At 54.7% G+C, this 13,213-nt stretch carries 14 protein-coding genes and 1 other RNA gene; 10 read left to right on the plus strand and 5 right to left on the minus strand.

Translation table 11 applies throughout. The features are described 5' to 3' along the window. Window positions 1-64: 64 nt before the first annotated feature. The gene (locus L971_RS01710) at window positions 65-1,207 is read left to right on the plus strand and encodes a hypothetical protein (RefSeq protein ID WP_047374018.1); all 1,143 of its coding nucleotides are present in this window, start codon (window positions 65-67) and stop codon (window positions 1,205-1,207) included. Window positions 1,208-1,263: 56 nt separating this feature from the next. On the opposite strand, the gene L971_RS01715 is transcribed toward L971_RS01710, so the two are convergent. Together L971_RS01715 and L971_RS01720 are read right to left on the minus strand one after the other, a co-directional pair. Beyond that, window positions 1,264-1,455, minus strand: coding sequence for a hypothetical protein (locus L971_RS01715; protein WP_024369897.1), 192 nt, complete (start codon window positions 1,453-1,455; stop codon window positions 1,264-1,266). Further along, window positions 1,452-1,802, minus strand: a complete 351-nt coding sequence (locus L971_RS01720) for an iron-sulfur cluster biosynthesis family protein (RefSeq protein WP_047374020.1) — start codon at window positions 1,800-1,802, stop codon at window positions 1,452-1,454. The genes L971_RS01715 and L971_RS01720 overlap by 4 nt, the downstream gene beginning before the upstream one ends. Before the next feature lie 119 nt (window positions 1,803-1,921). On the opposite strand from L971_RS01720, the gene L971_RS01725 reads away from it, so the two are divergent. Both L971_RS01725 and L971_RS01730 read left to right on the plus strand, forming a co-directional pair. Further along, complete coding sequence (locus L971_RS01725; protein ID WP_024369899.1) at window positions 1,922-3,634, plus strand: ABC transporter ATP-binding protein; 1,713 nt, start codon at window positions 1,922-1,924, stop codon at window positions 3,632-3,634. Between the two features lie 88 nt (window positions 3,635-3,722). After that, window positions 3,723-4,757 (plus strand): zinc-binding dehydrogenase, encoded by a 1,035-nt coding sequence (locus tag L971_RS01730; RefSeq protein WP_047374098.1) that lies wholly within the window; start codon window positions 3,723-3,725, stop codon window positions 4,755-4,757. A gap of 47 nt (window positions 4,758-4,804) precedes the next feature. Here the strand turns inward: L971_RS01730 and L971_RS01735 are convergent, their stop codons facing one another. Continuing rightward, window positions 4,805-5,452 carry a YitT family protein gene (locus tag L971_RS01735; RefSeq protein ID WP_024369901.1) on the minus strand — a complete coding sequence of 216 codons (648 nt, stop codon included), beginning with the start codon at window positions 5,450-5,452 and terminating at the stop codon, window positions 4,805-4,807. Between the two features lie 342 nt (window positions 5,453-5,794). On the opposite strand from L971_RS01735, the gene L971_RS01740 reads away from it, so the two are divergent. From L971_RS01740 to L971_RS01745, 3 genes are all read left to right on the plus strand, one after another. Further along, window positions 5,795-7,009, plus strand: a complete 1,215-nt coding sequence (locus tag L971_RS01740; RefSeq protein WP_047374022.1) for a DASH family cryptochrome — start codon at window positions 5,795-5,797, stop codon at window positions 7,007-7,009. 74 nt (window positions 7,010-7,083) lie between these two features. Next, a non-coding RNA gene (ssrS, locus tag L971_RS14895) (6S RNA) lies at window positions 7,084-7,270 on the plus strand. A 95-nt stretch (window positions 7,271-7,365) separates the two neighbouring features. Next, window positions 7,366-8,133, plus strand: coding sequence for a ThiF family adenylyltransferase (locus L971_RS01745; RefSeq protein WP_024369903.1), 768 nt, complete (start codon window positions 7,366-7,368; stop codon window positions 8,131-8,133). Window positions 8,134-8,157: 24 nt separating this feature from the next. Here the strand turns inward: L971_RS01745 and L971_RS01750 are convergent, their stop codons facing one another. Then, window positions 8,158-9,465 carry a replication-associated recombination protein A gene (locus L971_RS01750; protein ID WP_047374024.1) on the minus strand — a complete coding sequence of 436 codons (1,308 nt, stop codon included), beginning with the start codon at window positions 9,463-9,465 and terminating at the stop codon, window positions 8,158-8,160. Window positions 9,466-9,525: 60 nt separating this feature from the next. Here L971_RS01750 and cymR point away from each other — a divergent pair, with 60 nt between their 5' ends. Genes cymR through L971_RS01770 form a run of 4 tightly spaced genes read left to right on the plus strand, consistent with a single transcriptional unit; the run spans window position 9,526 to window position 12,878 of the window. Beyond that, window positions 9,526-9,933 (plus strand): cysteine metabolism transcriptional regulator CymR, encoded by a 408-nt coding sequence (cymR, locus tag L971_RS01755; protein ID WP_024369905.1) that lies wholly within the window; start codon window positions 9,526-9,528, stop codon window positions 9,931-9,933. Window positions 9,934-9,950: 17 nt separating this feature from the next. Next, window positions 9,951-11,090, plus strand: a complete 1,140-nt coding sequence (locus tag L971_RS01760) for a cysteine desulfurase family protein (protein WP_047374026.1) — start codon at window positions 9,951-9,953, stop codon at window positions 11,088-11,090. After that, window positions 11,087-12,208, plus strand: a complete 1,122-nt coding sequence (gene mnmA / locus L971_RS01765; RefSeq protein WP_024369907.1) for a tRNA 2-thiouridine(34) synthase MnmA — start codon at window positions 11,087-11,089, stop codon at window positions 12,206-12,208. The genes L971_RS01760 and mnmA overlap by 4 nt, the downstream gene beginning before the upstream one ends. A 4-nt stretch (window positions 12,209-12,212) precedes the next feature. Continuing rightward, window positions 12,213-12,878 carry a lipopolysaccharide assembly protein LapB gene (locus tag L971_RS01770; protein WP_174233468.1) on the plus strand — a complete coding sequence of 222 codons (666 nt, stop codon included), beginning with the start codon at window positions 12,213-12,215 and terminating at the stop codon, window positions 12,876-12,878. 49 nt (window positions 12,879-12,927) lie between these two features. Here the strand turns inward: L971_RS01770 and L971_RS01775 are convergent, their stop codons facing one another. Continuing rightward, the gene (locus L971_RS01775; RefSeq protein WP_047374029.1) at window positions 12,928-13,203 is read right to left on the minus strand and encodes a hypothetical protein; all 276 of its coding nucleotides are present in this window, start codon (window positions 13,201-13,203) and stop codon (window positions 12,928-12,930) included. Between the last annotated feature and the right edge of the window lie 10 nt (window positions 13,204-13,213).

Consider the following 13,213-nt stretch of genomic DNA (forward strand, 5'->3'; position numbering starts at 1 on the left):
ATCTAAAGAAGGGAAATGATGTTATGATTATGGAATAAATTGTATTTTAGAAAGTGGGGAAGAGATGAGTATAAAAAAACGAGCGACAACGGTCGGTCTGACGCTAGGATTAGCAGCCATTTTATCGGGGTGTTTCGAGGAAACGAAGGCGATACCGTCAGTCGAGGAAGTCGCCAAGGAGACTGCAACAAAATCAGAGCCTGTGAACGACGGTACGATTTCATTGTCTAGCTCCGGAGAAGTTGAATCATTCGGGGAAATGACGACGTATGACCTGTCGCTATTCTTCGCTGATCAAACACCGATGATCGCACCGGAGCATCTCGTCGACACGCGGATCGTCTATACGTATACGACGGGTGAGGCGACGCATGAAGTGTTCGTCTATGACACGGAACAAGCATCGAACCAATCGATTTACAAAACGTCCAAAACGATTGGCAATCTCGTCGGCATCGATGACGAGTTGGTTTGGCTCGAGTACGACATGATTGAAGGTGAAGCTTTTGCCTGGACGATCTTTCGGATGAAGATGAGTGAAACGAAGCCGACTGAACTATACGAAGGCATCAGCGCGTTTCAGACGTCCCTTCCGCATGTGGTTACTTCAAAAGACGGCTTTATGTGGGTCGACTATGTGGCTTCAGAGGCGGTGACGACATCAAGTTTGGTGCAGTATTCGCCGACGGAAGGGTCGGTTGAAACGTTATGGACGTACACGCTCCAAGAAGGAGAGAAACGGGACGGTGAGTACGCTTTCGACTACCGTGGCGGTATGAACGGCGGAATTGTCCATCAAAGCCTATTTAATCAAGGGGACAAAACGACGAGACTCGTGTCGGCCGATGGTTCGTTTGACGAAGAGATGGGCGCATTGATTGATTTTGGGATGGGGACTGATTATGTCGCGCTTGGCAAAGAAGGACGAGCGGAGTTTGTCTCGAAATCCTCTTCCCAAACGTTTGAATATAGAGGATCACAGACAAAAATATCGTTTGATGCGTTTCGTTTCCTTAACGACGATCGGATCCTTTTCCGGGAAGGGATGAATCGGTTGTTGATTGCAGACTTGAGTCAAGAAAGCGTAGCGACGTTACCGAACACGGGCGGGACGACGTCGAAACCGATTTACATCGACGGGTGTGTGGCCTATGGTGTGCTCACAGAGGATGGGTTGATTACGTTTAATACGATTCAAGTCGATTGAAACGTTAAAAGACGTCACTCCGATTTTTAGGAGTGGCGTCTTTCTACTTTTTTCTTCTACTCCTCTTGGTCACTCATCTTCTTCGCCGTCTGCTGAAGCGCGAACCCGAACGCGAACAGCGAGGCGATCACGGCCGTCATCGTATAGACAGAGTCCGTGAAGGCAAGGTAGATACCGAACAAACCGAGCCCGAAGCTGAGCGCAAACAAAAGAATCAACTTCGGGTGTTTGACAAGCGTCTGCTTCATCGGCTCGGGACGTTCAACTGGCAACCGGTCCCGTCGGTCACGAGCAAATTCGAGTTGAACACTTGGCCGTTGCTCTTCAAGACGAGCGTCCGTTTGTCGTCACGATAGTCGATGATCATGTCTTCGTCGAGGAAGATCTTCGTCCAGTTCTTGATGAGGATCGGTCCGACGTTCGAGTCGATCTCGACGTCTTCCGGCGTCGTCTCGGTCACGTAGCGAATCTCGAAGATGCCGCTATTGCCGCAGCCACAACCTTCCGTCTCATAAAACAAGTGCATCTGTCCCTTACAATCGCCTTTTAGAGCGCTAATCCGCTCTTGGGCATGCTCTGTAATTTGTACGTTCATTTGAATCAACTCCTTACTTCTATTATACCTTGCCTGAAAAAAGATTGAAAAAGACGTGCTTCCCATTTTCCACTTCCTGCAAAAAGGCGTAAACTATTTGTTTAGAAGGGGGAAACGACATGATCTCACGTTTTTTTAGTTATTACCGTCCACATAAGAAGTTATTCATCCTCGATTTCTCGTTCGCCATCCTCGTTGGGCTGCTCGAGCTCGGCTTTCCGCTCGCCGTCCAATGGTTCATCGACGATTTGTTGCCAGGAGGGGAATGGAACTGGATTATCATCATCAGCATCGGCTTGCTCATCCTTTACATACTCGCCATGATGATGCAGTACGTCGTCAACTATTGGGGGCACAAGCTCGGTATCAATATCGAGACCGATATGCGCGAAGAGCTGTTCACCCACATCCATAAACAGTCGTTCCGTTTCTTCGATAACCATAAGACCGGCCATTTGATGAGCCGGGTGACGAACGACTTGTTCGATATCGGCGAAGTGGCGCACCATGGACCTGAAGACTTCTTCATCGCCATCATGACGCTCCTCGGCGCATTCGGGATTATGTTCTCGATTGATCCGCAGCTCGCACTCGTCACGGTCGTCGCCGTGCCGTTCCTCGTCATCATGATCACGTACGCCAACAAGAACATGAATAAGGCGTGGCAGAAGATGTATACGAACATCGGCGAAGTGAACGCCCGCGTCGAGGATAGTGTCTCGGGCGCACGCGTCGTCCAATCGTTCACAAACGAGACGTTCGAGATCAACCGGTTCCAACAAGACAACAACTTCTACCGCGGCTCGAAAATTGAGGCGTACCGGGTCATGAGTAAGTCGCTCGCCGGTATTTACATCACGACGCGGCTCATGACGTTACTCGTCCTCGTCTACGGGGCGTACTTGACGTATCAAGGTCAACTGTCTTACGGGCAGCTCGTCGGGTTCATCCTCTACATGAACTTGCTCATCAAACCGATCGAGAAGATCACGGCGCTCCTCGAGATGTATCCGAAAGGGATGGCCGGATTTAAACGATTCACGCAACTGCTGGATGAGGCGCCGGACATCGAGAACCGTCCGGACGCGGTCGACGTGAAGACGTTGAAGGGGAACATCGCTTTCCACGACGTGTCGTTCGGTTACTCGGACTACCGCCAAGTGTTGACGAATATCGACCTCGACATCGAGTCGGGGACGACGGTCGCGCTCGTCGGTACGAGCGGGGCCGGGAAGACGACGATCTGTTCGCTCATCCCGCGTTTCTATGACGTGACGGGTGGGGCCATCACGATTGACGGCATGGACATCCGTGACATGACGAAAGAGAGCCTCCGTCGTCAAATCGGGATCGTGCAACAAGACGTGTTCTTGTTCGCCGGGACGCTCCGGGAGAATATCGCCTACGGTAAACTTGACGCGACGGATGCAGAGATCATGCATGCGGTCGAGAAGGCGCACTTGAACTCGCTCGTCGAGGAGTTGCAGTATGGCCTCGAGACGCAAATCGGAGAGCGGGGCTTGAAACTGTCGGGCGGACAGAAGCAACGCATCGCCATCGCTCGCATGTTCTTGAAGAACCCGCCGATCTTGATTTTGGATGAAGCGACGTCCGCGCTCGACACGGAGACGGAAGCGATCATTCAAGAATCGCTCAACGAACTCGCGGCCGATCGGACGACGCTCATCATCGCCCATCGGTTGGCGACCGTGAAGAATGCCGACCGTATCCTCGTCGTCACCGCCGACGGGATCGTCGAAGACGGGACGCATGATGAATTGAGCAATCAAGGCGGCGTCTTCGCAGGCCTGCTTCGCCGTCAGCAATTGTAATATCGGACAGCCACCAGACTTTTTGGTGGCTGTCGCGCGTTAGATGGGTATAGACAAGGAAACGATTGTGACGAGGAGGAAATAGATGATGAAAGCAGTGCAAGTCATCGGTTATGGCGACGTCGACCAACTACAAGTCGTCGACATCCCGGTCCCGGAACCGAAACAAGGAGAAGTGCTCGTACGCGTCAAAGCATGCGGCATCAACAATACCGAGATTTGGATGAGGGAAGGGGCGTACGGGACGGATAAAGAGTCCGGCTGGCGTCCGGAAGGTGTCCAGTTCCCGCGCGTGCCCGGTTCAGATGTCACGGGCGAGATCGTGAGTGTCGGCAATGGCGTGAAAGAAACGATGATCGGGCGCCGTGTCATTTTATTCCCGTTCACGTCGAGCGGGGCGGACGGAGAAGAACATATCGCAGGTGATATGTCGTTCATCGGTTCCGAGTATGACGGCGGTTACGCCGAGTATGTCGCCTGGCCGGCAGATCTCTGCTACGACATGCCGCTCGACAGTTTCGTCGACAGTGCCGCCTTCACGGTGAGCGGGTTGACGGCGTGGCATATGAATGAACAGATTGAGATTCAGTCCGGACAGACGATCGTCGTCACGGGTGCGAGCGGCGGCGTCGGGTCGTTCAACGTCCAAATCGCGGCGAACGTCCACGGCGCGAACGTGTTCGCCATCGTCGGGGATTTAAAAGATGCGGACAAGTTGAAGGCACTCGGCGCGAGCCGTGTCTTTTCCTATCGTTCCGATACACTCGCCGATGATATTCTCGAAGCGAACGGGGGGCCGGTCGATGCGGTGCTCGACGTCGTCGGTGACGCGTTGTTCAAGACGGCGCTCGATGTGTTGAAGAACGGCGGGAAGTTCTGTATATCCGGGTCGGCCGGTGGACAACAGACGCACCTTGATTTCCGGACGCTCTACTTGAAGCACATCACGATGTACGGATCGGTGCTCGGGACACGGGCCGAGTTTCAGGCGATGCTCGAGGCGATCAAATCAGGTCAGATGAAACCGGTCGTCGACCGGACGTTCTCGCTTGATGAGGCGCGAGACGCCCAGACGTATTTCAAACAACGGGGCAAGTTCGGGAAAATCGTCCTCATCCCATAACAGAAAAGAGAGGAGACCGGACGTATACGTCCGATTTCCTCTCTTTTTCATGCCGGGTCGACTTTCGTCCGGTCGATGACCGAGACGAGGCGCCGGAACTGTTCAAGCCAAAACTGGAAGAACGGACCGATCAAGAAGATCGACAGCACCGTCCCGAAGAAGACCGGACCGCCGAGCACCCAACCGATGAGGCAAGCCGTCAGTTCCATCCACGTTCGCATCATGCGCACCGACGTGTTGAAACGATCGGCCAACGCGAGCGTCAACCCGTCGCGCGGACCGGCCCCATACCCGATGGCGACATATAAGCCGGCTCCCATCCCGATGACGAAGATGCCGAGGACGAGCCACCCGACGTTCAAGGCGATGCCCTCAAGCCGAGGCAGCCAGTGATGGTCGAGGATGAGGTTCATGAACACCCCGACAAAGATGGCGTTGACGAGCGTCCCGAACTGGGGGCGGATGCGGTCGAGTATGTACTTGACCAGCACGAGCAACAGCCCGACGAGCAGAATGATCGTCCCGACCGAAATCGGGGTATGGCGGGCAAGGCCGAGATGAAGGACGTCCCACGTCGAGACGCCAAGGTCGGCCGTGATCATCATCGATGAGCCTAGGGCGAGGAGGAACAAGCCGCCCATGAACATTACCCACTTCAACGTGATGCGTAAAGATTGTACCCATACCGCTTGCATGTTTGTCGCCTCGTTTCCCTAAAATGTTCCATCATCATATCACAATCGAGTTTGCGGCAAGAAAAAAACGCCTCAGACATCGTCTGAAGCGTTCGTGATTATTTCTTAGGAGCTGATGATTTTTTTGCTTTGTTCTTTTTATAGTAATCGTAGACGAACGGAGCGACCGCCGTCGCGACTTTGATCAACGTACCGAATTTACCTTTTCTAGCCATAGTGTAGCACCCCTTTCTCTTCTAAAGACATATATTCCACGAGTTGCGGAAATGAAAACATATTCGTTGCAGGTTGGACCGTTCCGTCCTCGTCGTGAGACGTCATAATAAAAGAGGAGGTGTAGCGATGAAGACGATTATTTGGTATGGGAACGATTTGCGAGTCGACGATCACTTGCCGCTTGAAGAGGCGATCCGATACGGTGACCCGATCGAAGGCCATTACTTTATCCGCCCCGACGAGTTAACTGAAAACCGGTACGGTGTCATCCCGCTCGGACGACGGCGCCTCCAGTTTTTAAATGAATCACTCTTGGACTTGGCCGGTTCACTTGAAGCGTTCGGTATCCCGCTCTACGTGCATGTCGGTCACCCGCTGGACGTCCTCGACCGGGATGATCGATTGCTGTTTCAATCGTCGATCGGCTATGATGAGCGTCGACTCGAACGAGACGTCACGATAGGATGGCGAGGTGAGTGGCGGGCGTTTGACGGGTTCACGCTGTATCGCCGCGACGAGATCCCGTTCGAGCGGATGCCGTTTTTGTTCACGGAGTTTCGAAAAAAGGTCGAGCACGATGCCGTCCCGGATCGATTGATTGAACGTGCGCACGCCGACGTCACGTCGCCGCTTCAGTTTCCGGTCGCTATCGAGCCGGTGGAGACGGATGAGCGTTCGGCGTTCCCGTTCCAGGGCGGGGAACGGGCCGGGCGTGAGCGCTTGGCCCACTATTTAAACGGCCCGGTCCGGACATACAAAGAGACGCGCAACGGGTTTGGGATCGATGATTCGTCGAAACTGTCCGCCTATCTCGCGAACGGGTCGTTATCGCCGCGTCGCGTCTTGCATGAGCTCGAACAACACGAAGCGAAGCACGGAGCGAACGAATCGACGTATTGGCTCTACTTCGAGCTGCTCTGGCGGGAGTTCTTTCAATGGGTCGCGCTCGAACAAGGAAAACGACTGTTCCGGGCCCAAGGCCTCCGGTCGAAGCAAAAATCGTGGCGCGTCGATATAGACGTGATCACCCGATGGCAACGAGGGGAGACGGGTGTCGACTTCGTCGACAGCTTCATGCGCGAGCTGAACGCGACCGGATGGATGTCGAACCGAGGCCGTCAAATCGTCGCGAGTTACTTCGCGAAAGAACTCGGACAAGATTGGCGCTTCGGGGCAGCTTATTTTGAATCGATGCTCATCGACTATGACGTGGCGAGCAATTACGGCAATTGGGCGTATCAAGCCGGCGTCGGCAACGATTCGCGCGACCGACGATTTAACATCACGCGCCAACAAGAAACGTACGACCCGACCGGTGCGTTTCGTAACACGTGGTTGTGACGAAACTGTCACGAGAAGTCAGCGTTTCTGATTGACTTCTTTTTACAGACAAGCTATAGTTAAGTCAACAGATGGGATACCTGAGGTGTACGAGAGCCGCCTTCGTTATTTTGAGCCAACACTTTGAATACGGGAGACCGAACTGCCATCCAGATCAACTGCCTCATCACGTGCAGGAGGACTTGTGAAGGGGACGCTAGGTCACCCACCTGCTTAAGCAGGTTCAAAAGCAGGGCATCGTCACGGCACTCCGGGCCCCATCGATTTTATTTGTAAAAACGTCGCTAGACGTCTTTTTTTTGATTATAATTCCGAGTAAAATAGTGCGAGAAATAGAGATAAAGTGGAGGAAGAGTATGTTACACCAATTTTCACGAAATGAGTTGGCCATCGGTCAAGAAGGTTTAGAAACATTGAAAGGGAAGACGGTCGCCATTCTCGGTGTCGGCGGTGTCGGTTCGTTCGCAGCCGAAGCGCTCGCCCGAAGCGGCGTCGGACGGATCGTCCTTGTCGATAAAGACGACATCGACATCACGAACGTCAACCGTCAAATCCATGCGCTCCTGTCGACGGTCGGGCAACCGAAAGTCGAGGCGATGGGGACGCGTCTGCTTGATATCAACCCGGATCTTGAGCTCGTCAAATTGAAGATGTTCTATACAGAAGAAACGTTCGAAGAGTTCTTCGCCCAAAACATCGATTTCGTCATCGATGCTTCGGACACGATCATTTACAAGATCCATTTGATCGTCGAGTGCAAGCGCCGCGGCATCCCGGTCATCTCGAGCATGGGGATGGCCAACAAGATGGACCCGACACGCATTCAAGTCATCGACATCAAAGATACGTCATACGACCCGATCGCGAAGATGGTCCGGACCCGTCTTCGAAAAGAGAAGATTTATAAAGGGGTCCCGGTCGTGTTCTCAGACGAGTCACCGATCGTGACGCGCGAGGACGTGAACGAGGTCGTCGGGAAAAAAGACGCCCCGATTCGTAAAGCGAAGATGCCACCGAGCTCGAACGCGTTCGTTCCATCGGTCGCGGGCCTCGTCGCCGCCGGTTACGTCATCAACGAAATGCTCGAGACGGCCGGTGTCGAGATCAACCGCATCCAAAAATGATAAAACGACGCCGACTCGAGTGAGTCAGCGTCGTTTTTCCCAATAGTCGAGCCGCTTTTGGACTTGTTGCTCGAAGCCGCGGGATGTCGGCGTATAATATTTCGGACGTTTTCGGGCCAAGTTCTCCGGCCAATAGTTTTGGGGGACGAACCCATCTTTCTCGTCATGCGGATATTTATAGCCGGCGCCGTTTCCGAGCTCCCGGGCCCCAGGGCTATGGGCGTCACGGAGATGGATGGGAACAGGTCCGCCTTCCACTGTCCGGACGTGGTGCAACGCCTTGTCGATGGCGGTGATGACCGCGTTCGACTTCGGTGCCGTCGCCAAGTAAAGGACGGCCTCGGCAATCGGGATGCGCGCCTCAGGGAAACCGATGTACTCGCTCGCCCGTGCCGCCGCGTCGACGATGACGAGCGCGTTCGGGTCGCTCATGCCGATGTCTTCGGCCGCATGGACGTAAAGCCGGCGCATGATGAAGCGTGGAGATTCTCCGGCCTCGATCATGACGGCAAGCCAATATAAGGCCGCGTCCGGGTCGGAGCCGCGGATCGACTTGATGAACGCCGAGATGACGTCATAGTGACGGTCACCCGTCTTATCATATTTGATCGCTTTTTGTTGCACCGATTCTTCCGCGACTTCAAGGGTGATGTGAATGACGCCATCGACTTCGGGTGTCGTCAAGACGGCGAGTTCGAGTCCGTTCAACAAGACACGGTAGTCACCGTCCGCCATTTTGATATAATGGTCAACAGCCGCTTCGTCGATTTGGACGGGATAGTTGCCGAACCCTCTTTTGTCGGCAAGCGCCCGTTCTAGGACGACGCGAAGTTCGTCTGATCCTGGCGGTTCGAGCCGAAACACGGTCGCGCGCGACAGTAACGCCGCGTTCACTTCGAAACTTGGGTTTTCGGTCGTCGCCCCGATCAAGATGAGCTTTCCGGCTTCAAGTGCGGGCAGCAGGGCGTCTTGTTGTAACTTGTTGAAGCGGTGGATCTCGTCTAGAAACAGGATGGTCCGCTCGTTCTCGAAGTCGTAACGCGATTCGGCTTCACGGATGACGCTGCGCAGTTCGTCGAGTTTCGCCGTGACGGCGTTCAGCTGGACGAACGTCGCTTTCGTATAGTTCGAGATGACCCGGGCGAGCGTTGTCTTGCCCGTGCCCGGTGGTCCGTATAGAATAATCGTGCCGAGCCGGTCGGCCTCGATGGCGCGGCGAAGCAATTTCCCTTCGCCGATGATGTGCCGTTGACCGATGACTTCGTCTAACGTCTCAGGGCGCATCCGATTGGCGAGCGGACCGCTATTCGATTGCTGAAATAAATCACTCATACGTACACATTCCTTTCGACAAACGTTTGTTCGAACAGTATAACAGAAGGAGACACGAAGATGAAAATATCTACAAAAGGTCGTTACGGACTGACGATCATGATCGCCCTTGCCCGTGAAACCGACAACAAGCCACTCAGCTTAAAGAAGATTGCAGCCCGTCATGAGTTGCCGGAACACTACTTGGAACAGTTGATCGGCCCGCTCCGGAACGGGGGCCTCGTCAAGAGTGTCCGCGGCGCTTATGGCGGCTACCAGCTCGTCAAGCCGGCGGAAGACATCACGGCCGGAGAAATCATCCGTTTGCTCGAAGGCCCGCTCACGATTGTCGAGGACTCAGAGGCGGACGACGCGGTGAAACGGAAGCTGTGGGATAAAATCAAAGTGGCGATTGAGACGGTTCTCGATGAGACGACACTCGCCGATTTGGCCGAGGAAGACACGAACGGCTACATGTTTTACATTTAAGGACGAGGTGAACGAAGATGAACTATTTTGACCATGCCGCCACGACCCCGATGCGAAAAGAAGTGCTCGAGGCGATGACGCCATACTTTTTAGAACAGTACGGGAACCCGTCAAGCATCCATGGCATCGGACGGACTGCTCGGGCCGCGCTCGATGAGGCCCGCCGCACGCTCGCCCGGTTCGTTGGGGCGACGCCGAACGAGATCGTGTTCACGTCAGGCGGGACCGAGTCTGACAACTATGCGTTGTTCGGGACGGTCGAGGCGAATGCGCATAAAGGAAAACACATCATCACGACGAAGGTCGAGCATCACGCCGTCCTTCACGCGATGGAACAACTTGAGCGGGAAGGGTTCGATGTGACGTATGTTGACGTCGATGAGACGGGTGCCGTCTCGGTCGAGGCGGTACGCGATGCGCTTCGGGACGAGACGATCCTCGTCTCCATCATGTACGGAAACAATGAGGTCGGAACGATTCAGCCAATCGCCGAGATCGGTGAGCTGCTTAACGACCATCAAGCCCTCTTCCACACGGATGCCGTCCAAGCGCTCGGGACGGAAGCGATTGACGTCAAAGCGCTCGGTGTCGATTTATTGTCGGCGTCGGCCCATAAAATCAACGGGCCAAAAGGTATCGGTTTTCTTTTTATAAAAACAGGTGTAAAATTAGCGACGCGTTCTTTTGGTGGACAACAAGAACGGAAACGTCGAGCCGGCACGGAAAACGTTCCGGGTGCCGTCGGATTCAAAACAGCGGCTGAACTCGTCATGGCCGAACGGGCAGAGCGGGTCGCGACATATAAAGCGATGGCGGACGCATTATGCGCTCGTCTCGATGCACTCGGGGTCAAGTATGAGGTGAACGGGGCGAATCGTTTGCCCCACATCGTCAACTTGTATCTTCCGGGCATCGAACTCGAACCGTTCCTCATCATGATGGACATGCGCGGTGTCGCTATCTCGAGCGGGAGCGCCTGCACGGCCGGGTCGATCGAACCGTCGCACGTGTTGACGGCGATGTTCGGGTCCTCGGACCGCACGCAACAGTCGGTCCGCGTCAGTTTTGGACTTGGCAACTCGGTCGAAGACGTGGAGCAACTCGCCGAACGGCTTTCTGAAGTCGTCTCGACATTCACGAACGGAGTGAGAACATGAATTTACGAACAAAAGCCCCTGCAGAGACGACGGTCGTCGTCGGGATGTCAGGTGGCGTCGATTCATCGGTGACGGCCCATATTTTGAAAGAACAAGGGTACAACGTCATCGGAATCTTTATGAAAAACTGGGATGACACCGACGAGAACGGTGTGTGCACGGCGACAGAGGACTATGAAGACGTCATCGCCGTCGCGAACCAAATCGGGATCCCGTATTATGCGGTCAATTTCGAGAAAGAATACTGGGACCGGGTGTTCGAATATTTCTTGGCTGAGTATCGTCTCGGGCGGACACCGAACCCGGACGTCATGTGCAACAAGGAAATCAAGTTCAAGGCGTTCCTCGACCACGCCCTTCGTCTCGGTGCCGACTTCGTCGCGACCGGTCATTACGCGCGCGTCGATTACGTCGATGGGGAGCACCGTCTTCTCCGCGGAAAAGACGACAACAAAGACCAGACCTACTTCTTGAACCAACTGTCGCAAGACCAGCTTGCACGGACGATGTTCCCGATTGGGCATATGGATAAAAAAGATGTCCGCGTCATCGCTGAAGAGGCGGGTCTCGCGACAGCGAAGAAGAAAGACTCGACCGGCATCTGTTTCATCGGGGAACGGAACTTTAAAGAGTTTCTCTCCGAGTACTTGCCGTCACAACCCGGCGAGATGCAGACGCTTGATGGTGTCGTCAAAGGACGCCATGACGGGCTCATGTACTACACGCTCGGTCAACGACACGGTCTCGGGATCGGCGGCGACGGCGATCCGTGGTTCGTCGTCGGGAAGAACGTGGAAGAAAACATTCTTTACGTCGGACAAGGGTTCCATCATGACGCGCTCTATTCAGATGCGTTACTCGCCTCGAAACTATCGTGGACGGGCGCCGTGCCAACTGGTGAGTTCCGGGCGACAGCGAAGTTCCGTTACCGTCAACAAGACGTGCCGGTGACGATCGCCCCGCTCGAAAACGGAGAAGTGCTCGTCAAATTCGATGAGCCGCAACGCGCCATCACGCCAGGTCAGGCCGTCGTCTTCTATGACGGCGACATCTGTCTCGGCGGCGCGACGATCGACGAAGCGTATCGAAACGGAAAACGACTCGACTATATCGGATGAGGTGATGACTGTGAACGAAAACGAATTAGGCATCCAAGCGATGCAACAAGGCGAGTTCGAACAAGCGGCCAAGCATTTTAACGCCGCAATCGAAGCCGACTCGTCGGACCCGACCGGCTATGTCAATATGGGAACGCTCTTGCAAGCGATCGGGGATCACGAGCGGGCCGTCGTCTTTTATGACAAGGCGCTCGATCTCGACAACGCGTTCGGCGCGGCCCACTACGCGAAAGGTGCGCTCGCCTATGAGCTAGAACAGCTCGACTTGGCCGAGGCGTCACTTCGCCAGGCGCTCCTCGCCGGGATGAACGACGCGGACTTGCACTTCATGCTCGGATTGACGTACAAGGCGATGGGCGACTTCGTCCGTGCCTTGCCACGCCTCCGGGAAGCCCAGGCGCAATCGCCGGAAGACGTCGAGATCTCGTTCCAGTACGGGCTCGCGCTCGCGCAGAACGAACAGCTCGACATGGCCGTCGAGGCGCTCGAGCATACGCTCGACCTCGACGCGAGCCACACGGACGCGCGCTACAACTTGGCGATCGCCTACGCGTTCCTCGGGGAACAAGACAAGACGTACGCCGAGCTTGAACGTGTGCTCGAACTGCAGCCGGACCACGCCCTCGCCTTTGATGCGAAAGCGAAAATGGACGAGTTGCTTGGAAACTGAACAAAGCGCTCCTCGCAATTGCGGGGGGCGCTTTGTTTTCGTCTTGCGATCAGGAGACGAGTTCTCCGGCGAACCAGACGATCAAGTTCAGCGTCATCAAAGCAAGCGTGCAGGCGAGCACAAAATAGGTCCACAGAACACGTTTCCCTGATTTGGCCCGGCGGACACCATCCATCAAGATGAAAAAGGTCACGCCAAACGAGACGAAAGCCAACGCAGCAAAAGAAGTCGGACGGTCGAGCGTAGGAAACGCTTCAATCATGAAGAAGAGCACGTAACTGAGTAGGGCGAGACAAGTCATGATGACGGGAGAGAAGAAGCGCATCGGCCACATC

The organism is Exiguobacterium sp. ZOR0005, from assembly GCF_000798975.1.
Lineage (GTDB): Bacteria > Bacillota > Bacilli > Exiguobacteriales > Exiguobacteriaceae > Exiguobacterium > Exiguobacterium aurantiacum.